This is a genomic window from Microbacterium sp. 2MCAF23 (assembly GCF_052115565.1).
In the GTDB taxonomy this organism is placed as follows: domain Bacteria; phylum Actinomycetota; class Actinomycetes; order Actinomycetales; family Microbacteriaceae; genus Microbacterium.
The window spans coordinates 242,724-263,207 of sequence record NZ_JBFRGY010000004.1 but is presented as its reverse complement, the minus strand read 5'-3'; the positions used below and the strand labels follow the sequence as shown (position 1 = coordinate 263,207).

The 20,484-nt window shown below is 68.6% G+C and carries 13 protein-coding genes; 5 read left to right on the top strand and 8 right to left on the bottom strand.

Annotation, left to right across the window (positions count from 1 at the left end):
- Positions 1-183: 183 nt before the first annotated feature.
- The 8 genes from AB4078_RS05900 to AB4078_RS05865 form a co-directional block, all read right to left on the bottom strand.
- Positions 184-2,652 carry a CHAT domain-containing protein gene (locus AB4078_RS05900; protein WP_441976336.1) on the bottom strand — a complete coding sequence of 823 codons (2,469 nt, stop codon included), beginning with the start codon at positions 2,650-2,652 and terminating at the stop codon, positions 184-186.
- A gap of 27 nt (positions 2,653-2,679) precedes the next feature.
- Positions 2,680-4,428: a S8 family peptidase gene (locus AB4078_RS05895; RefSeq protein WP_441976335.1), complete on the bottom strand. Its 1,749-nt coding sequence runs from the start codon at positions 4,426-4,428 to the stop codon at positions 2,680-2,682.
- A 31-nt stretch (positions 4,429-4,459) separates the two neighbouring features.
- Positions 4,460-4,930, bottom strand: a complete 471-nt coding sequence (locus tag AB4078_RS05890) for a hypothetical protein (RefSeq protein WP_440734658.1) — start codon at positions 4,928-4,930, stop codon at positions 4,460-4,462.
- Positions 4,920-5,618 (bottom strand): RNA polymerase sigma factor, encoded by a 699-nt coding sequence (locus tag AB4078_RS05885; protein ID WP_441976334.1) that lies wholly within the window; start codon positions 5,616-5,618, stop codon positions 4,920-4,922. Before AB4078_RS05885 ends, AB4078_RS05890 begins: the two co-directional genes overlap by 11 nt.
- A 93-nt stretch (positions 5,619-5,711) precedes the next feature.
- Positions 5,712-7,235, bottom strand: a complete 1,524-nt coding sequence (locus AB4078_RS05880) for a Mur ligase family protein (protein WP_441976333.1) — start codon at positions 7,233-7,235, stop codon at positions 5,712-5,714.
- A 62-nt stretch (positions 7,236-7,297) separates the two neighbouring features.
- Complete coding sequence (locus AB4078_RS05875; protein WP_441976332.1) at positions 7,298-8,116, bottom strand: shikimate 5-dehydrogenase; 819 nt, start codon at positions 8,114-8,116, stop codon at positions 7,298-7,300.
- A gap of 23 nt (positions 8,117-8,139) precedes the next feature.
- Complete coding sequence (locus AB4078_RS05870) at positions 8,140-9,501, bottom strand: O-acetylhomoserine aminocarboxypropyltransferase/cysteine synthase family protein (RefSeq protein WP_441976331.1); 1,362 nt, start codon at positions 9,499-9,501, stop codon at positions 8,140-8,142.
- 87 nt (positions 9,502-9,588) lie between these two features.
- Entirely contained in the window at positions 9,589-10,536 is a 948-nt protein-coding gene (locus AB4078_RS05865; protein ID WP_441976330.1) for a quinone oxidoreductase family protein, read from the bottom strand.
- 397 nt (positions 10,537-10,933) lie between these two features.
- Between AB4078_RS05865 and AB4078_RS05860 the strand changes: the two genes are divergently transcribed.
- The 5 genes from AB4078_RS05860 to AB4078_RS05840 all read left to right on the top strand — a co-directional run bounded on the left by AB4078_RS05860 (position 10,934) and on the right by AB4078_RS05840 (position 20,151).
- Positions 10,934-11,377 carry a hypothetical protein gene (locus tag AB4078_RS05860; protein WP_441976329.1) on the top strand — a complete coding sequence of 148 codons (444 nt, stop codon included), beginning with the start codon at positions 10,934-10,936 and terminating at the stop codon, positions 11,375-11,377.
- Positions 11,378-11,383: 6 nt separating this feature from the next.
- Entirely contained in the window at positions 11,384-13,594 is a 2,211-nt protein-coding gene (locus tag AB4078_RS05855) for a LamG-like jellyroll fold domain-containing protein (protein WP_441976328.1), read from the top strand.
- 34 nt (positions 13,595-13,628) lie between these two features.
- Entirely contained in the window at positions 13,629-14,171 is a 543-nt protein-coding gene (locus AB4078_RS05850; protein ID WP_441976327.1) for a hypothetical protein, read from the top strand.
- Positions 14,172-14,309: 138 nt separating this feature from the next.
- Entirely contained in the window at positions 14,310-15,674 is a 1,365-nt protein-coding gene (locus AB4078_RS05845) for a hypothetical protein (RefSeq protein WP_441976326.1), read from the top strand.
- Positions 15,675-15,708: 34 nt separating this feature from the next.
- Positions 15,709-20,151 (top strand): RHS repeat domain-containing protein, encoded by a 4,443-nt coding sequence (locus AB4078_RS05840; protein ID WP_441976325.1) that lies wholly within the window; start codon positions 15,709-15,711, stop codon positions 20,149-20,151.
- Positions 20,152-20,484 lie beyond the last annotated feature (333 nt).

Here is a 20,484-nt window from a genome sequence, read left to right as displayed (position 1 = left end):
CACGCAGGAAGGGGTGCCGCCGGTCCCCTCGGCGGCACCCCTTCCCCTCGGATCGCTGTGCGTCAACCCGACTTCGCACATCCCCAGTTCACGGTGTCCCCAGTGGCCGACGCTCTTCGCAGTGGCCGCACCGTATCGATCCGCAGAAGAAGAGCACCCAGGGTGGCCGGTGATACATCGGGCTCAGAAGCCGCTGCCGTGCGTCTGGAAGGGGGAGACGACGCCCGTCTGCTCCGTCGCCCGTGCCAGTGCGTGCGCGGGGGCGAGCCCCGCGGCGAGTCCGGCGTGGACCGCGCCGAGAAGCTCGCACGCGTCGTCGTCGGCGACGATCACGGGCGACGCGATGACCGCGCGCGTGCCCGCATGCAGCCAGACCCTGGTCATGCCGATCGCCTCCCACCCCCAGCGCACGGACGATCGTCCGACCTCGCACGCCGACAGCACGACGGTGTCCGGGACCCGCCCCATCTGGTCGATGTCATAGCCGAAGAGGGCACCGTCGGCGAGCTCCAGGCCGGAGAACATGGGGTTGCCGTCGGCGTGGCGACCGTGCGCGGCGACGTGCAGTACGCTCACCCGCGTGGACAGCTCCGTCGTCGCGCCCACGGTCGCCGCGTCGGGACCGAGCACCTGCGCGCCCGGCCACGCGGTTGCGGCACGGGCGACCTCCTCGGCGCCCCGGACGACACGCGGACCGACCGCGAAACCGGCGCCCCGGAATGGCGCCTCACCGCGAGCACGCAGCCACTGCGTCGCCGAGTCGGTCAGGGTGAACACCCGGCCGCGCATCCCGGGCAGCATGCCCCAGGGGAGGCCGTTCAGGATCGCCGCCGCAGCCAGCGCGAGGCGCCGATCGCCCACGACTGGGAGCACCGGCGTCAGCAGCGTCTCCGACAGAATCATGAGCCGCTCGTCGAGCGCGCGTCGCACGACCGAGCCCATGGGACCGTCGCGGACGGTCGCTGCGACATCCAGATCGGCGCGCAGACCGGCCATCGCCCGTCGCGCCTCGGGCCAGCGGGGGACGTCGATCACCCGGGCGTCGTCGGCGGTCACGGCGATCGCGACCAGGCCGTCGCGCTGATACGCGTAGGCGACGAAGGCGCTGTCGTCATCGAGCGCCACCTGCAGCTCGTCGAGCGCGGCGCGCTCCCGGCCTCCAGCCCGGCCGATCGAGGACCACTCGCGCTGCCGCACGCGCTCGCTCAGCTCGGCGGCGCGGGGCTGTGCGAGCCAGTCGCCGGACGCGGCCTCGGAACGGAGCATCCGCAGCTCGGCGAGATCCGCGGCCAGCCCGGGGTCGGGCGGAGGGCGCAGCGGCACGGTCTGCTGGCTCAGGTGCCGGGCGCGCTCCGACCACTCGAACACCACCGCCGGCCGACGGGAGCGCACCGCTGCCTCCAGCCCGGCGTAGAGCAATCCCGTGCCGTGCATGACGAGGGCGGTGGCGAGATCCAGGCTGCCGAACGAGGCCTGCCACGCGGCGAGCTCGTCCAGGCCCGCCGCGGCGATCCGACGTGCGCCCGCGTCATCCCCGGCAGCGGCGGCCCGCGCCGCTCGCACCTCCTGGGCGAGCAGACGCACCTGCAGCCCCGCGCCCGGCGACACCCGTATCCGCGCCTGCACAACCGGGACTGCGCTGCCGGTCTGCGCGTGGTGGCGCTGCCAGGCGAGCCGCAGTGACGACGCCTCGCCCCGAAGCCGGTGGTGCTGCAGCTGCGCCTCGACGCGGTCGATGTCGGCGTCGCTCGGAGCGCGCAGCCCGGTCGGCCGTCCTTCGGTCTCCACGGTCAGCAGCGCGCGCAGCCGCACCGCCTCGGCGCGCACCGCCCATGACTCGCTCCCCACGGCGCGGAACCGCCGTGCGGCCGCGGCGGAGATCGCCGCCGCCCGCTCCGGCTCGTGACTCAGCAGGGAGCGGGCGAGATGGAACTCCGCCTCCGCGCGCGCCTGCCTCATCCGGTGCGCTCCGAACACCCGGATCGCCCGTTCGAGCGTGCGCTCCGCATCGCGGGTGAGGCCCGCGTCACGCAGCACCTCCGCTCGATCACGGTCGCAGATCGCCGCGTTCACGGCCGACGCCGCGCTCAGCACCGCCTGCGCCTCGCCCATCTTCTCGAGCGCGGGCACCAGCTCGCCCGCGAGCAGTGCCGCGTAGCCGCGATTGTGCACGGCCATCGCACGCGAGATCTCGTCGCCCGTCGCCGCGTAGTCGAGCACCGCCCGATCGAGGTCGGCGATGGCCGGCGCCAGCCGCCCTGCCTGCATGTGCGCCACGCTGCGGTTGAGCAGCATCGGCCCGCGATGCGCCACCTCATCGCCGATGCCCGCGATGCCGCGATCCAGCATCGTCACCGCTCGCGGCAGATCACCGCGTTCCAGGGCCACCAAGCCGAGCTGGCCGTAGAGCATGGCCGCCGTGGTCACGGACAGGCCGGGCAGGCGCAGCGCCTCGAGGCAGACCGCTTCGGCGGAGGCGCGGTCTCCCTGGCGGATCGTGATCGCGGCGATCGAGCCGGCGATTCTGGCCCGGAGGTTGGGGTCCTCGGTGCGCGCTCGCGCGCGCAGGAGCTCGTGCCGCGCTGCGGCGTTGCGTCCGGCGTTCAGCTGCGCGCGGCCGCGCCGGTACAGCTCATCCGCCGTCAGCGTCACTCTCACAGCATGGCGCTTCGGCGCTCGCTACGGGAGTGTCTTCTCCGTGCGTGACGCGTCCTGGATGGCGCAGCGCTCGAGCACGGCGTCCACCGCGTCGGCGGGCGCCGACGGTCCCCGCGCCGAGGGTGCTCCGGTGCCGAGCTCGTGGGCGATCCGCCCGGCGACGATCGGCGCGGCGAACGAGGTGCCGCTCCACACGGCGAACCCTCCCGCGAAGTCGTCGAGGTCGAGCGTCTCGCGCCGGCGGTCCTCCGCGTCGTTGCGCATGCCGGCCTGCGTCCCGCCGTCGAACGACACCGGCAGCGTGGAGAGCACGGAGACGCCGACCACGTAGGTCCGCACCCACGGGCCGATGTTCGAGAACAGCGCCACCGAGCGTGCGGACGGGTTGAGCGCGCCGACCGAGACCTGCGGGGCGAGGTCGGCCTCATCGGCCGGATCGATGCCGGACTCCGGGCCCCAGGCGAAGAGCGCCGCAGGCGAGGAGGGCCGGTCGGTCGCCTCGTTCCCCGCCGAGCACACCACGACGCATCCTGTCCTGCGCACGCGCTGCAGTAGGGCGTACAGCTCGCTCTGCGTCTCCTCGGCCCCGGGGGATTCGTGGAAGAAGCCGAACGAGAGCGTCATCACGTCCAGGTGCACCGTCCCGTTCTCGAGGAGTCCGACGATGCGCCCGAGCGCGCCGAGCAGGTCGTTCTCCATGATCGTGCCGTTCCCGTCCGAGACCCGGACCGGCAGGATCTGCGCCTCGGGGCAGGCCTGCAGCACGAGCCCGGCGATGAAGGTGCCGTGTCCCGCGACCGGATCCAGATGTCCGTCGAGCGGGTCGCTCATGCTCGGGTGCGTCTCGGGGTCGGTCGCCGGATCGCTCAGCCCGAGCGGCTCACCGGTGAGACTGGTCCTCGCGATCAGCACGGGGTCCGTACCCGGTGCGGTCCCCGGCATGTTCCCGAACCAGGGGTGCGCGCCGCAGCCGGTGTCCAGCACGGCGACGACGGGGCGACGTGCTCCTGCGGGCAGCGGGGTACGCGCAGGTGCCGCTCCGGTCCACGCGACGGGCTGACGTCCGCCGAAGCCGGGGAACGCGTAGCTCGCGAGTCCCGCCGGGTTTCCGGTGAAGGGGTTTCCGGTGAACGGGTTCCCGGTGAACGGGTTGCCGGTGAACGGGTTGCCCGTGAAGGGATTCCCGGTGAAGGGATTCCCCGTGAAGGGGTGGATCCCGAGCAGGTGGTTCAGCGTGAGACCGGGGATGCCCTCGTCCCGCGCCGCCACGAGCAGGCGCCAGGCGTCGGGTGCGAGCACCGGCCGGGCGTCTCGTGCGGCCCCGGCCGACACGCTGATCCGCAGACGGGTCGAATCCGCCACTCCGGGGTCGCGCGCGGGGCCCGCCCGGCCCGCGAGCGCTTCCGCCCCGGGATCGTTCCCCGGCGCTCGGCGTGTGCTCGGCGTGATGCCGCCGGCCTTCCGTGCGTCGAGGGAGTCCTCCAGGCGCTCCACGGTCACGCTCCATCCGAGCGCCGCGGCGAGGGCGGCCAGCCGCTCATCTCCGCGGCGGCCCGATGCGTCCGGCTCGAAGAACGCCGGCCGCACCAGCAGCACGTCAGGCTCGTAGACGGTCGTGTGCGCCGCGGGGCCGTGCGCCGGCTGCAGGGTCACGTCGAGCACCGCACCCCTGAATCGCGCCGCGCGCTCCCTCTCCCGCCAGCTCGGTCGCGAGCGGGGCCTCCGTCCGTCCTCGCCCTGGCCATGCTGTCCCTCATCGTCCCGTGCCATCCGTGTCTCCTGCTCGATCCGTCGTCTCGCATCACACTTCGAACTGCGGGGTGCGGAATTCCGTCGGCTCGCCGTCCGCCCCGCGCAGGACCAGCCGCAGCGCCGAAAGACCGCTCGGCACCGCGTCGAAGGCGAACCGGCCGGGGCCCGCGATCTCCGCGGACCAGTCGCGGTCCTGCTGGATCAGGCGGATCGCGAGAACGGCCCCGTCGACCCACCCGTCGATCCGGCGCAGATCCGATTCGGTCGTCGTGACGTGCACCACGACGCCCGTGGTGCCATCGCTGAACTGCAGGGTCGCCGTATCCGCCTCGCCGCGCACGGCGATCGACCCCTCCTGCTCCACCAGCGTCAGCAACGCGTACTCGCGCCCGAGGTCCTCTACCGCGACCGCGGCGACCATCCGGTCCGCAAGCCCGGCGGGCACCGGATCGTGGACTCCCCACTCGACGCGCAGCCGCGCGAAGAGCGCCGCGTCGGCCGCTGTCTCGTCAACGGTCATCGTCGTCCTCCCATCCGTCCTGCTCCAGCAGCGCGCGGAGCTTGCCCAGGCAGCGCTGCCTGGTCGGCCCGATCGAGCCGATCGGCATCGCGAGGTCCTGCGCGATCCGGGCGTAATCCGGCCGCTCCTCGAAGGCCACGATGCGCAGCAGCCGCTGGCACCGTGCGTTCAGCGCCGCGACGGCGCTCCAGAGCGCGCCGGCCTCCGTTCCGCGCTGCGCCTGGCGCTCGGCGGACTCGCCCGCGGGCAGGTGCGGCTCGAGGAACTCCGCCTCGGTGGGATCCGCTCGGCGCTGCATCCGGCTCACGCGCCACGCCTCGCGCCGGGCGCACATCGTCAGCCACCCCGAGATGGCGCGTGGTTCGGCGATCGCGGCGTGCCGGCGCATGAGGGCCATCCAGGTGGATTGCACGACGTCCTCGGCCAGGGCACGGTCCAGCCCGTATGCGCGCGCGACGTGCCACAGCACGGGCGTCATCAGGCGCACGAGCTCGTCCATCGCGCGGGGCTCGCCATCGCGCCAGCGCAGGAAGAGCGCCGTCGCCCGCTCCCATCGCGGCGGATCCGATCCGGCGCCGTCCCACGCCGCGACCCGGCCGTCGGCAGTGCCTCGATCATGCTCGACGGCGTCGCCGAAGGCTCCGTCGCGCTCGTCGAACGGCTGCGTACGGTCGCCGGTGGCCGTCATGGCGCCCATTGTCTCCACAAGGGGCAGGAGAGCGATAGTGGCTCGTTGATACAACTTCCGCGCGCGGATGTGGTGGCATCCGCGAGGGGGGGCTCAGAGCGCTTCGATGACCTCGCGCAGCACGTCGGGGTCGTACCAGGCGATCTCGCCGCCGGCGAGGGCGTGGTAGCGCTCATGGCCCTTGCCGAGGACCACCACGGTGTCCTCGGGACGCGCCATGCGCACAGCCGCGGCCATGGCCTCGCGGCGGTCGGCGATCTCGGTGATCTCGACGGTGCTCGAGCGTGCGCCGGCGATGAGCGAGGCGCGGATCTCGGCCGGATCGTCGTCGTAGGGGTTGTCGTCGGTGATGACCAGCACATCCGCGCACATCGCGGCGAACCGGCCCATCATGCGGCGCTTGGCGGCGTCGCGATGGCCGTTCGCACCGAGCACCGCGATCAGGCGGCCCTGCGGCGTCGTGGTCCGGATCGCCCGCAGCGCGGCGTTGATGGCTTCGGGCTTGTGCGCCGAGTCGACGATCGCCGTGAACGGCTGCCCGAAGTCGAATCGCTGCAACCGTCCCTCGACGCTCGGCAGCGCGGCGATACCCGGGGCGAGGTCGGCGAGCTCGCGCCCGGACTCGACCAGGGCGGCGACGGCGGCGAGGATGTTGTTCACATTGAACGCGCCGGTCAGCTGCGTGGTGAACGGCACGCGCTCGCCACGGGGGGAGCGCACGATGAACGAGGATCCGTGCGCGTGCAGTTCGACGTCCTCTGCGCGCCAGTCGGCGGAATCGGATCCGCTCGCCGAGGTCGTGCGCACCGGCACCGTGGCCTGGGCGGCGAGCACGCGGCCCCAGTGCGAGTCGATGTCGACGATGCCGATCTTGGCGTGCTCGGGGGTGAGCAGCAGCGCCTTGGCGGCGAAGTAGTCGGCCTGGGTGGGGTGGTAGTCGCGGTGGTCATGGCCGAGGTTCAGGAAGATGCCCGCATCGAACGCGAAGCCGTCCACACGGCCCAGGGTGAGGGCGTGGCTGGACGCCTCGACGGCGACGGTGCCGAGCTTCTGCTCGCGCATCACCGCGAACAGCGCCTGCAGCTCGGGCGCCTCCGGGGTGGTCAGCACGGGCGGGAAGAAGTCGTCGCCGACCGTCGTGCCGATGGAGCCGATCGTGCCGGATTGCGACATGCCGGCCGCGGCGGCCACGTAGAACGCCGTCGTGGTCTTGCCCTGGGTTCCCGTGATGCCGATCGAGGTCATCGACGCGACCGGGTCCCGGTACAGGAACGCGGAGGCGGGGCCGGCCGCCAGGCGCGGATCATCGACGACGAGCGTCGGCACGTCGTCGGGCACGAGGGCCGCGCCCTCGGCATCGGTGAGCACTGCGGCGGCACCGGCCTCGACGGCCTTCGCCGCGAATCGGGCGCCGTGCGCGTTCGCGCCGCGGATTCCGAGGAACAGATCTCCGGATCGGACGTGCTCCGTGCCCAGGGCGACACCCGTGAACGCCGCGTCGGCGCGATCGGGGACGGCGACGTCGAGGTGCGCCGCGAGGTCGCCGAGCGTGGCGCGGAACGTCTCGACAGGGCGGGAATCCAGGCGCGGGGCGGGATAGTTCGACACGGAGGGCATGACCGTCCGAGTCTACCGGGGCGCGGGGCGGATCCCTTCGGGGGCTTCGTGGCCGAGGCGGCTCACTGCGCGCGCATGAACTCCTCGGCGGCGCGCACCTGCTCGTCGGTGGGGCGGACGCCGGTGTACAGCACGAACTGCTCGAGCGCCTGCAGCGTGGCGACCGAGGCCCCGTTGATGACGGTCTTGCCCGCGGCGAGTCCCGCGCGCACGAGCGGGGTCTCGGCGGGGAGCGCCACGACGTCGAACACGACCCGGGCGGCCTCGACCGCGGACGGCGGGAACGACAGCGCCTCGGCCTCGGCGCCCCCGGACATGCCGATCGGGGTCACGTTGACGAGCACGTCGGCGGCGTGCCCGTCCACGTCCGCGGCCCAGTCGAAGCCGTACAGCCCGGCGAGCGCGCGTCCGGCGTCCTCGTTGCGCGCGACGATCGTGACGTCCGCGAAGCCCGCGTCGCGGAAGGCGGCGGCGGTCGCCTTCGCCATGCCGCCGGACCCGCGCAGCAGCACGGACGACGCCGGGTCGATCTCGTTCCGGGCGATGAGCTGGGCGATCGCCGAGTAGTCCGTGTTGTAGGCGGTGAGCACACCGTCGTCGTTCACGATCGTGTTGACCGAGTCGATGGCGGTGGCGGAGGGATCCATCCGATCCACTAGCGCGATCACGTCCTCCTTGTAGGGCATGGAGATCGCGCAGCCGCGGATCCCGAGGCCGCGCACGCCGGAGATCGCCTGCGCGAGGTCGGTCGGGGCGAACGCCTTGTAGATCCAGTTCAGCCCGAGCGCTTCGTAGAGGTGGTTGTGGAACCGGGTGCCGTTGTTGCTCGGTCGCGCGGACAGCGAGATGCACAGCGTCATGTCTTTGTTCAGGATCGGCACGGGACCAGCGTACCGACGCGGGCTCAGGCGTTCGCGAACTCCTGCGGCACGGCCGTCGTCGCGATCGCGAGAGCGAGGGCCTGCTCGAGGTCGGCGAGGATGTCCGCCGGATCCTCGATGCCGATCGACAGACGCACCGTCGTGGACCCGATGCCGGCGGTGGCGCGCTGGGCGGCGTTCAGGTGCGAGTGCGTCATGGAGGCGGGGTGGGAGACGAGCGAGCGGGCGTCGCCGATGTTCGCCACGAGGCGCACGATCTTCAGACCGTCCACGAACCGCTCCACGCGCTCCTGATCCAGGGCCTCGTCACCGGTGGAGACGAGATCGATCGAGAACACCGCGGGGGTCCCGCGCGGGAGGTAGCGGGCGGCCAGGTCGTGCCACGGGTTGCCGGCGAGACCGGGGTGGTGCACCGCGGCGACGGCGGGGTTCTGCGCGAGTGCCTCGGCGATGGCCTGGGCGGACGCGCTCTGCCGTGAGACGCGCAGGTCGAGCGTCTCGATGCCCTGCAGGATCTGGTGCGCGTTGAACGGGGACAGCGACGGCCCCAGGTCGTGCACGTACTTGGCCTTCACGAGCGCCGCGAAGGCGAAGCCCTGTCCGAACCGCTCCCAGAGCGAGAGCGGACCGAACCGGTCGTGCTGCGCCGTGAACTGCGGCCAGCGCGCAGGGTCGGCGCCGAAGTCGAAGGATCCGAGGTCGACGGCGACTCCGCCCAGCGACGTGCCGTGGCCGCTCAGGTACTTCGTCGCGGAGTGCACGACGATGTCGGCGCCGTGCTCACCCGGGCGGATCAGGTACGGGGTGCCGACCGTGCTGTCGATCACGAGGGGGACTCCGGCGGCGTGCGCGGTGTCGGCGACGGTGCGGATGTCGAGCACCTGCGCGAGCGGGTTCGCGACCGATTCCGCGAAGAACAGCCGGGTGCGCTCGTTCGCGGCGGCGCGCCAGGCCTCCGGGTCGTCCTGGTCGACGAAGCTCACCGTGATGCCGAAGTCGGCGAGCGTGTCCTGCAGCAGATCGACGGTGCCGCCGTAGAGCCGGTCCGCGGCGACGACGTGCCCGCCGCGGCCAGCGAGCGCGAGGATCGTGACGGCGACCGCGGCCTGTCCGCTCGCGACGGCGACGGCTGACACACCGCCCTCGAGCGCGGTCACCCGCTCTTCGAGCAGCTGCTGCGTGGGGCTGGCGTTGCGGCTGTAGATGTTGCCGGCACGGCGCAGCGCGAACAGGTCGCGGGCCTCGGCCAGCGAGCCGAACTCGTAGGCGGCGGACTGGTACAGCGGTGGGACGGCGGTGTTCTGCGGCGTGCCGGCGACGTACGCGGCCTGCACCTGCTTCGTCGCGAAACGGGTGTCGGGGGCGGAGGCGGCGGTATCGGTCACGGACCCATCCTCGGGCGCGCGGGTGCGGATCCGCAGGGATGTTTCCGACTGTTGCGGATCCGAAGGGTCAGAGCCCGCCGGGTGGCTTCAGGGGCGCAGCACGATCTTGCCGTCCGCGGCGTGCGCCTCGATGAGGCGGTGCGCCTCTGCGGCGTCGGCGAGAGGCAGCTCCGGTCCGAACTCGATCGAGAACCGGCCCCTGGCGATGAGCCCGAGCGCCGCCGGCACGGCCTCGGCGCGCCAGGCGAGCTCCTGCTCCGTGAGCGGCACGGGGCTGCCGCCGCTGAACGCGCGGATGCCGAGCGCGGCCGCGTCGGGGCCGCGCACGATCGTGGCGATCCGGTCACGGTCGGAGACGAGCGCGAGCGACGTCGCGATCGCCTCGTCGGTGCCGGCGCCGTCGAGCGCCACCGTGATCTCTCGCCCGTCTGCGGCGTCGCGGATCCGCTGCTCCAGGCCTTCTCCATAGATGACCGGGATCGCGCCCAGCGCGCGCATCCGCTCCTGCGACGAGGGGCCGCCCGTCGCGATGACGGTGGCGCCCCAGTCCACGGCGAACTGGATCGCGGCCTGGCCGACCGCCCCTGATCCGGCGTGCAGGAGCAGCAGATCCCTCTGCTCGACCCCGAGCGAGAGCAGCGACTGGTATGCGGTGCCGGCGGGAATGCCGAGTGCGGCGCCCTGCGCGGCGGTGACGCCCTCAGGAATCACCGAGGCGTGCGCGGCCGGTACCGCAAGCGCGGTGGCATACGTGCCGCGGGTGTCGCGGATCGCGACGCGATCACCGACTTCCAGATCGTCGACGCCGGATCCGATCGCGGTCACCACGCCCGCTCCGTCGAAGCCGAGGTGCCGGGGCTCTGTGATCGGCGGCAGGGGGCGCAAACCGCTGCGCTGCTTGGCGTCGATCGGATTCACGCCGGCTGCCTCGACGCGCACGACCACCTCGTCGGCGGCAGGCACCGGATCCGGAACCTCCACGAGAGTGAGGACCTCCGGTCCGCCGAGCTCGGTCTGCACGATCGCCTGCGCCATGGCTCCAGGCTACGACGCGTCGGAGGGGGCGGGGCGGTGCAGCCGAAGGTGGTCAGTCACCTCATGATCAAGCAGAAGGGTGGATCCGACATCAAAGACGCGCCTTTTGTAAAGGGACCGCAGCTTCTTCTTCCTGGGTATTCCGTTGGAGTTTTCCTATGCGCTAGCTTGATGCCTGGTCGGCTCTTCGCCGGTCGAATCTGCGGTTTCGCCCGGTGGAATGAGGAGACGCGTGCGCGCACTACCGACGTTTGTTGTGTCCGCAGTCATTTGCGCGCTGGTGGCGACCGCGGCGCCAACAGCCTCAGCGACACAGCGACCTATAGCCCAATCAACGGCCTCAGTTCCCAAATCGAGCGTCCTCTCGGCTTCCCAGACATATGCGTCGGTTCGTTCGATGGCATCGGGCGTCCCTGTAGTGGTGGATGATCTGACGACTTCTACGTCGCTTACGAAGGCGATGCCGGACGGGTCGATGCAGCTGGAGATGTCGAGCCGTCCCGTACGTGTGAAGCAGGACGGTGGATGGGTTCCCGTCGACACAACCCTCCAGCGTGACGGGGACTGGTTCTCCCCGGCCGCGTCGGCCGTGCCGGTCCGCTTCTCACCCGGTGGGACAGATGTCATCTCCCAGACGCAGACGACGTCCGGAGAGTGGGTGTCGGAGTCGTGGGCGCACGGACCGCTCCCGACGCCGACGGTCGACGGCGACACCGCAACGTATGCCGAGGTGATGCCCGGCGTAGACCTCAAGCTCGTGGCCACGAAGACGGGTATGGCTTCGATCTATGTGGTGAAGTCGGAAGAAGCGGCCAAGGGGAGCGGGCTTGCGAGTCTGTAAGTCGCTGTGGACGGGGCGGAGCTCACCTCCCCCGACAAGGGCCGGGTGGGAGCCAAAGCGGCGGACGGGTCCGCGTTGATCGCTGCGCAGCCGCTGTGGTGGGACTCGTCGGACGGCGCCACGTACAAGGAGCCGGGGGACAAGGACTCGCCGGCGCCGGTGACGCACACGCTGACGTCGGATCAGCTGACCATGGACGTCGGCGCATCCGTGGTCACGGAGGAGAAGGCCAGTAAGAGCCCGGTGCAGTACCCGATCTTCGTGGACCCGGATTGGAGTTCGGGCACGACGGCCGCGTGGTACACCGATGCAGCATACCCGGACGCGTCGTATCTCACCGCCGGTGCCTCCGACGTGCTTCGCGTCGGGATCTACGGGCAATACAACTCGGACATGTTCTTCGCGTTCCCGAACACAGCGCTGGCAGGGAAGCAGATCCTCAACGCAGTGCTGAACACGACGCAACTGTCAGTCGATGCGTGCCCGGCCGGTCCGATCAGCAGCCACTTCGTGAGCGTTTTCGACCCGGGATACACCTGGAATCAGGAGCAGTTCTGGCGGGCGACTGGGCAGCAGTGGTGGTCTGGCACCTATCAGCAATGGGTGGGGCAGTCCGGCTGCGGTGATGTGTGGCAGCCGATCGGGTGGTCGGTGACCTCGATCGTGCAGTCGATGCAGGGTCGGGCGAACAATCTGCATTTCGCTTTCACCGGGGACAACAGCATGTCGCGGAAGCACTTCAGCCGGGATGCGTCCCTGATCGTCTCCTACAACACGCCCCCGGACACCCCCACGAACCCGGCCTTCGCCTCTCCATCGAGAGCATGCGGAACCGCGAGTGCGCCGGCGTTCGTGGGAGCGGCGAACGTGACGGTCAGTTTCAACCAGACGGACCCCGATGGCGGAAACGTCGACGACAACGTGAACCTGTTCAAAGCGACTGATCTTGTCAACCGAATCCAGTGGCAGCATCCGGGAATGGTTGCGCAGGGGCCGAGAAGCGTCACCTTCACGGGGCTCTCGGACGGTATGACATACGCGTGGGACGCGCGGGGGAGCGACTGGCAGGCTGATGGTGCCACCGCGACACCGCTCTGCTATTTCACCGTTGATCTGACCAAGCCCGCGGTGCCGTCGGCGACGACCACCGCGTCCTCATTCACAGTCGGTAGCCCGACGAGTGTGCAGGTCACTGGGGCGGCAGACGTCGCCGGCTACACGTATTGGGTGACTCCGACGCAGTTGACGTCCCCGGCCCCTGCGGTGCCCGTGGATGGCACGGTTAACACCGCTGCGGCACTTCCGGATTGCAACGGCCGGGTAACAGCGAGTGTGCGGTGGGCATGCGGAAACGGCACGGCCGCAGTGACGATTACCGTCGCCCCTACGAACTCGCTGTCCACGCTGTGGGTCTCGGCGTATGACAAGGCGGGTAACCAGTCGACCGCTCAGGGGCTCCCGCTGTACCAATCGACGGGTGCCCCGGCCGCCGACGCCAACGTTGATGCCGGTCACATGTGGCAGGTCTCCACGCTGTCGTCGCCGCTGCCGTTGGTGATCCCGGACAGCAACCCGTGGGCGGGAGCCAATGCGATCAGTCTTCAGCTTCCGTCTGGCTCGGTGAGTTCAACGGACAGCGTCTTTCCGCCGCTCGCCGGACCGGTGCTGAAGACGGGCCCCCTCGCCCTGTCTAGTGACCAGATCGTGGCGTCGAAGGTACCGGTGAACGCTGCGAATAGCTTCACCTGGAGCATGTGGGTCAAGGCGACGAGCGTGCCATCGGGCCAGGATCAAGTCGTCGCGGTTCAGACAGCGGGCGCCGGGCGGGGCCAGGTCCAGTTGAAGGCGACGAAGGACAACACTTACTCCTTCTGCATCACGGGCGCCCCTGCCGCAGACGACAACGGCCGTCCCGTCAGCAGTTGCGCGACGGGTGGATCTCTGTCGATCAATCACTGGCAGCTGATGACGGGGATCTGGGATGCAGGCAATCAGCAGCTACGGCTGCTGATCGGCAGCTCCATTGTCCCGGTGGCGGCGACCGAGCATGTCGTCGGGTCGGGCGATTGGTCCGCGAACGGGTCTCTCATCCTCGGTCCTGCACCGGAGACGGGGAGGTTCGCTGGATTCATCGCGGACCCCGCGTTCTTGCCGGGTGTGATCGATTCCCATCAGCTGTCCCAGCTGGCCAACCAGCAATTGCCGTTCAGCAGCTAAGACGACACCTAACGAAGCAAGGGATGAGGAAGCGATGAAGCGGATGTCGATGCGCCGGTCCTGGGCGCTATCGGTGGTGTCGGTCGTGTCTTTGACCGTCGGGGTCGTCGCGGGCACGCCGGGCGCGGCCTTGGCGGCGATTCCCCCGGCGCCGACCGTGCCGGCGCCGATATTCGGCGACCCGGTGCCCGGTTCCTCCTTGGGCGAGCTGGCCGACCTCGGCGGCGGTGACGCTTCGCAGAGTGTCAGCGTGCCATTCCCGGCAGACATCCCGGATACCCCGGCCGCGTCGATCGACACCCCCGCCACCGACGTGCAAGGGGTGACAACAACCGGTGAGGCAGAATCCACCCCCGCGACAGTCGTCGGCGACTGGAAGGACGTGGGCAATTCGCGGATCAAGGTCGCCGCTGCATCGAACGGGAACCATCCGGCGAAGGCTTCGAGCAAGCCGCAGACCGGATCGAAGCCGCCGAAAACGCCCCAGCCGAAGGGCAGCGAACCTGCCACGCCCACGCCCACGCCCACGCCCTCTCCCTCGCCGAGGCTCACACCGGGCACGTCACCGACCGAATAGCCTTCCCCAACGCCCACCCCCTCGCCGACACCCAGCCCTGAGCCCACCGACACACCAACCCCAGCGCCTGCTCCCAGCGAAGAGCCGACCTCGCCTCCGGCCGACGACACGACCGCGTCCCCGTCCGTGGAGGTCGGCGTGCTCAGCAGGGCCGCGGCGAAGAAAGCCGGTTTCGACGGCGTAGCGATCTCGCTCGCCCGAACCGACGGGGAGAGCGAGGCGCCCGTTGCCGTGCAGGTGCCTGACGAACTGCTGTCGAACCGATTCGGCGGCAACTACGCCTCGCGTGTGCGCTGGACGCTGGTCCCTGACCCGACGGCCAAGAAGGGGGGCGCGAAGGGCAAGTCCGTCCCCGTGGCTTCGGCGAAAACTACTGGCGCCACGGTGCTGACTCCGACGGTGGCGGCGCAGCCGATGATGCTGGTTGCTACTTCGACGACGTCCTCATCGGATGGAACCGGATCGTACGGTGCGACGCCGTTGAAGTCCTCGTCCTCGTGGGACGTTGCCGAGCAGACGGGTGCGTTCACCTGGAAGTACGACATGCCCGTCACTGCCCCCGGGGCCGGCCCCGTGCCGGCCCTCGGTCTCTCTTACAACTCGCAGTCCGTGGACGGGGAGACAGGATCGACCAACAACCAGACGTCCGCGGTTGGTGAGGGGTGGGATCTGTCCGCGGCCGGGTTCGTGGAACGCAGCTACGTCCCCTGCGCGAAAGACGACGGCGCAACCGGTGCGGTCACAACCTCGGGCGACCTGTGCTGGAAGACCGATAATGCGACCGTGTCGTTCGCCGGCCACTCGGGCCCGCTCGTGAAGGACTCGTCGTCGGGAAAGTGGCGGCTCGAGCACGACGATGGCACGCGGTTCGAGCACCTGACGGGCACGGCACAGGGCTGTCAGGCAAACGGGACCGTGTCGACCGACTGCTGGAAGATGACGACCACCGACGGTACCCAGTATTTCTTCGGTCTCAACCAGCTTCCCGGCTGGTCGGCCGGGAAGGCGACGACGAATTCGACCTGGACGGTGCCGGTGTATGGCAACGATTCGGGCGAGCCCTGCAATACGGGCACGTTCGTGGCATCGTCGTGTATGCAGGCGTGGCGGTGGAACCTCGACTATGTCGTCGATGTGCACGGCAACGCTGAGGCGCTGTACTACACGGCCGAAACGAACAAGTACGCCAAGGGCGGGTCCGGCGCGACCGCCTATCAGCGTGGTGGTGTGCTGTCCAAGATCGAGTACGGGCTGCGCGCGAGCAATGTCTACGGCGCGAACGCGGCCGGCTACCGGGTGAACTTCACCTACGACCCGCGCGGTCGCTGCAGCGATGCCTCCGGCGCGACCTGCACCACCGGCGCCCTCGACAGTGCGACTGCACCGACGAACCCGTCCTCCTACCCGGATGTCCCGTTCGATCAGTTGTGCACCGGCGCGTCGTGTTCCGCGTCGCAGATCGGGGCGAGCTTCTTCACGAACGCGTCCCTCACCCAAGGTTGACGCGCAGGTCCTTGTGGCGGGCGCTTATTCGACGGTGAACTCGTGGGCGCTGTCGCACTCGTTCCCCGCGCCTGGGGATGGTACCTCGCCGGCGTTGTGGCTGACCCAGGTGCAGCGCACCGGCACCGCGGCTGGTCAGGCGGCGATCGCGGAGCCGGCGACGGTGTTCTCCGGAACGACGATGCAGAATCGTGTGTGGGTCGTCGATGGGCTCGCGCCGCTGGACAAGTGGCGGCTCAGCTCGATCCAGACCAGCCTCGGCGCGGTGATCAGCGTCAACTATCAGGGGCAGCAGTGCACCCCCGCGCAGGCATCCGCGATCCTCGCCGACCTGCCGAACAACACCAAGTGGTGCTTCCCGGAATGGTGGGTACCGCAAGGATCGATCCCGCTCGGCGGTCGTCAGGACCTGTTCCACAAGTACCCGGTGAGCTCGATGATTGTCGACCCGCGCACCGGAGGCCCGCTCAGCAAGACCCAGCAAACCCAGTACTTCTACGGCACCCCCAAGTGGCGATACAACGACTCCCCGACCACTGTCGCGAACACGCGAACCTGGAATGTCTTCGCCGGCGTCGACACCGTCGAAGTTCGCGAGGGCAATCCGGCCGCACCGGCCGCCCAGAAGGTCTCGAAGTACACCTACTACCAAGGCATGAACGGCGACCGGGCATCGGCGTCCGGTGGGACGAAGACCGTCACCGTGAACGGCACCACGATCCCCGATGACCGCTGGTTCGCGGGACAGACCTACCGGCAGCAGACCCTCGCAGGTGTCGGCGGGACGAGCGTGACCGACCTCATCAACACCCCGTGGACGTCACCGGTAACGGCGAACGACGGCACCCGGCAAGCCCGCATCACCGCTGTCGGAACCACAGTCAGCACCGAACCGCTCTCCACCGGCGGCAACCGGACCTTGACGACGTCTACGACGTTCGACAACACCTACGGCTACCCGCTGACGGTCTCGAAGGTGCCATCGGATGCCGGCGCGACCTGCACGACAACGACGTACGCGGCGGCAAACACGTCGGCATGGCTGATCGGGCTTCCCAGCGAGGTGCGCACGCTCGCCGTGTCGTGCCCGAACACGGGCACTGCTGTGATGCCGCGGGATCTCGTCAGTGATACGAAGACCACCTACGACAATGGTTCGTGGGGGGCTGCCGCGACGCGGGGACTCGCGACATCCACCCAGGCGATCGATCGATACGACGGCGCCACCGCCCACTGGGCGGGCACCGGATCCGTCACCTACGACGCCCTCGGACGACCCCTGGTGAAGACGGACGCCCTGGGCCACACCGCATCCAGTGGTTACACGCCGGCGGCAACGCTGCCGGTGACGAGCACGACCACGACGAACACAGCACCGTTCTCCTGGGTCACGACGACCACCTACGACGCGTCCACCGGGGCTGTCACCTCGGTCGTCGACGCGAACGGATCCCGCACGGACGTGTCGATCGACGCGCTCGGTCGGACCAGCCAAGTCTGGCTACCCCTCGTCCCCAAGGCGACGAACCCGTCGTCACCGTCGATGGCATACACGTACACACTGTCGCAGACCGCGCCGAACGCCGTGAGAACCGACAAACTCACCAGCGGAGGGGTCGTCACGACCTACGACCTGTATGACGGGCTCGCCCGCGCCGTGCAGACACAATCCGCGGCAGGGGGTGGCGGCACGGTCGTGAAAACCACCAACTACGACGACCAGGGCCGCACCTACTTCGTCGACAACGACTACTGGACCTCCTCCGTCAACCCCGGCACCGCGTTCTTCACCCCCACCAGCGAGAACAACATCCCCTCCCAGGTGGTCACCTCCTACGATGCCGTCGGGCGGGCCCTCACGAGCATCTTGAATGGGACCGGCACCGAGGTCTCGAGAACGACGAACACCTACCCGGGCGCGGACCGCACCGACACGGTCCCGCCGACCGGGGGAACAGCGACGAGCACGTTCACGAACACGCTCGGGCAGAAGACGAAACTGCTCCAATACCTGACCGGTGCCATCAGCGGCACCAGCCAGGCGACGACATACGGGTACGACGGCGCCGGTCACATGTCGAGCATGCTCGACCCTGCCGGCAACACGTGGACGTGGACGTATGACCTGCTGGGTCGCCGGGTGGGGCAGAAGGATCCCGACTCGGGGACGTCCTCGGCGACGTACGACCTCGCCGGGAACATGACCTCGACCACGGATGCCCGTGGCCAGCTGGTCACGACGACCTACGACGAGCTGAACCGCAAGACCAAGATGTTCTCCGGCGACGCTCTCGGGCCGCTGCTCGCGTCCTGGACGTACGACACCGTCAAGAAGGGTCTCGTCACCGAGTCCACGTCCTACACCGATTCCGGATCCGGAGCTCTCGGGGTCCCCGGCGTTCCTGGCAAGGCGTACAAGACAACGGTCGTCTCATATGATGCGGCGGGGAACCCGACCAAGACGACCGTGTCGTTGCCGTCGGACGCCCCCGCGTTCGGGGGGACGTCGTTCACGAAGACGAACTACTACAACGTTGACTCCACACCTCAACTGACCCAGTTCCCGGCGGTGGGTGGGCTTCCTGCGGAGAACCTTCGCTACAACTACGACTCATGGGGGCGACTGTCCGGGCTCAGCGGGTACACAGCGATCCTCGCAGGTACGGTGTATACGCCGATCGGGCAGTTGTCGCAGTTCGATCGGTACAACGGCACGAACAGCGCATACTCGACCTACGGGTATGACAACGCGACCGGGCAGGTATTGCAGATCACCGACAACGCCGTGTTCGGTGGTGCCGGCCACTACGTCGCCGACCGGTCGTTCACCCGTGACAAAGTCGGGAACGTGACCTCCTCGACGGTGAACTCGGTCCTGCCGACCACGGGTACGCAGACGACGTGCTACACGTATGACGGGCTGAGGGAGCTGACCCGCGCATGGACTCCGAACTCCTCGTCCACGTGTGCGACGACACCGTCGGCGGGGGCGATGGGTGGCATCGCACCGATGTGGAACGACTACACCTACGACACCAAGACGGGCGACCGCACCGGCCTCACTTACCACTCGTCCACGGGCGTTGCCTCTCCCGTGGCGTACACGTACCCGGCTGCCGGTGCTGCACGTCCGCACGCGCCCGGCACGGTGACAGGACCGGTGGATCTCGGTGCGGGTTCGTATTCGTACGACGCGGCGGGTAACCAGACGGGTCGGCCCGGTCAGACGCTCACTTTCAACGAGGTCGGGAAGGTGTCCAAGGTCGTCACCGGCTCAACGACGCAGACGAATGTGTACAACCCGGATGGGTCGCTGCTGCTGCGTGTCTCAAGTGCAGAGGGTGCCGCGCTGATCCTCGGGGAGACCACGCTCACCCAACCCGCAGGATCGACCGTGACCTCCGCCGTCCGCACCTACATCGCGGCCGGTGGAAAGGTCGTCGCGGAGCGTTCGGCGACGACCGGTGTGACCGGCACAACCCTGACCTGGTTGTTCAGTGGACTCGACGGAACCGTCGACACCCAAACTGACGCGAAGACGGGAACCACATCCCGCCAATACCGGGACCCCTTCGGTATCCCGATCGGCGGAGCAACCGGCGTATGGGCAGACGGCACAGGGTTCCTCGGCAAACCCGCCACCGCATCGAGCAAGCTCACCACCGTCGGCGCGCGCACCTACGACCCGCTGTTGGGTAAGTTTGCTTCGACCGATCCGATCATCGACCCCACCAATCCGCAACAAAACATCGGGTATGCGTATTCTCAGAACAACCCGGTCACTTTCAGCGACCCAAGTGGTTTGATCATCGACGAAGGATGCGGTGGATGGCACGTAAGGTGCGGTCAGATGGCCAGCACGCCAACTATTCCAACCAAGGCAGGCGGCAACACGCCGCCAAACTCGTCAGGAAACTGGTGCAGCGGTCTTGACTTCGGTTGTGAAGTCAACAAGAACCTCAGGGAACCTGTACTGAAGGAAAAGAAACCACTTGTCACTAGGGACTACGAGTACAGCTATTCATGGCCGACCGACCTAAGGCACTCGGCGAGCGACGTCATGTCCCTCTTTAAGCATGCTCCCGGCAAGATCTTTCCGTTCAAGATCGACGGATGTTCCGAATTCAGTGCCGGGAGTAAGTGTTGGCTTCGAACTGACGAGGCCGCGAACGGTGCGCTTGCTTTTAACCCGTTGGCCCCGAACGGTCATGTTGGCGTGAGCACAACCCCGACCAGTGTCACCTTTACGGTCCTCGATTGGGGCTACTTCGACGGACCCGGATCTCAAATCACATTTTCGACAAAGCAAAACGATGATGGGACTGTTACATTTAGTCAACATGGTAATGCGCAGTATGCTCTGGTTGTCTCTGAGCTCTTGATCAATCGGGGACACGCATCCGAATACCCTTGGTGGCGACAGGCAGAGAATCTCCAATGCGTTGGTGGAGTTTTGACCCACTGCGTTGGGGGGTAGCGACGATGGAGACGAAGACGTTGGATGCGGGGCAGGTGAGATCGCAATGACCCGTGAATGCGAGGATCCGCGGAACGCTGCTGCGCATCAACGAAAATGGAAATTCTTGTCAGCGTGGGCGCGAACGTCTATCGGAACGATTATCGCGGGTATCGCGTGGAGTATCTCGTATCAGGTCTTGTATATAGACTCATTTCCCGTACTCAATCCTCCGTCGGCTTCGGAATCGATACAGAATGCTGCGATTCTCGCTGCTATTGTTTGCGCGCTTGGAATGATTCCGGCGGTTTTGGTCGCAGCACTTCTTGTTGGCGCATCCCGGTCGAATATAAC